The sequence below is a fragment of the Lamprobacter modestohalophilus genome, assembly GCF_016583905.1.
In the GTDB taxonomy this organism is placed as follows: domain Bacteria; phylum Pseudomonadota; class Gammaproteobacteria; order Chromatiales; family Chromatiaceae; genus Lamprobacter; species Lamprobacter modestohalophilus.
In genome coordinates, this window is the sequence record NZ_NRRY01000188.1 from 1 (window position 1) to 785 (window position 785).

Consider the following 785-nt stretch of genomic DNA (forward strand, 5'->3'; position numbering starts at 1 on the left):
CACTCGCTGAAGTCCAGGTTGCTGGTGACGATGGTTGCGCGCTGCTCATAGCGCTCGCTGATCAAGTCATGGACATCCTCATCCTGCGGCGAGCGCAGCGGTTTCAGTCCAAAATCGTCGATGATCAGCAAAGCCACCCGAGCCAGCGCCTGGAAGCGGCGCTGAAAGGTCCCGGTCGCACGCGCCTCATTCAACGCGCCGAGCAGCTGGGTTTGGGTCATGAAGCGCACATCCTGTCCCTGGCAAGCCGCGATCTGGCCCAAGGCCTGGGCCAGATGGCTCTTCCCCGTGCCGCTCGGGCCGGCGATCAGCACCGAGGCTGGCTCCGTGATGAACTGCCCCGTAGCCAGCTCCTGGATCAAGGCCCGGTTGATGCCAGGATTGAAGGCAAAGTCGAACTGCTCAAGGGTCTTGTGCGAACGGAAGTTGGCCCGGCGCACGCGTTGGCTCAAGCGCTTCTGCTCGCGGCGGGCGATCTCATCCTGGATCAACAAGGCGAGGAAGTCGGTATAGGCCAGGTGCTCCTCAATGGCTTGGCGGTTACGCGCCGGCAGGGCCTCAAGGAGGCCAGAGAGGCGCAGTTGTTTCAGCAGGGGAGCGAGTTCAGGCATCGGATTCATGGGTGTTGTCCTGTTCATCAGTGCGACAGCAGCTCAGCGGCATCGCGCAAGAAACGCGCGCCACCGGTGTAGCTCTCCGCCAGGGTGTCAAAGGCCGCAGCCGCATCGGATTGTTGATCCAGCCCCTTCTCGAGGATGGTCTTGACACTGCGATAACGCGGATTG

General features: G+C 62.2%; 1 protein-coding gene. It reads right to left on the minus strand.

What is annotated here, in order from left to right:
• Positions 1–620 (minus strand): IS21-like element helper ATPase IstB (istB, locus tag CKO42_RS26800; protein ID WP_200252847.1); only part of this gene is annotated, 620 nt, incomplete at its 3' end.
• Positions 621–785: the final 165 nt, after the last annotated feature.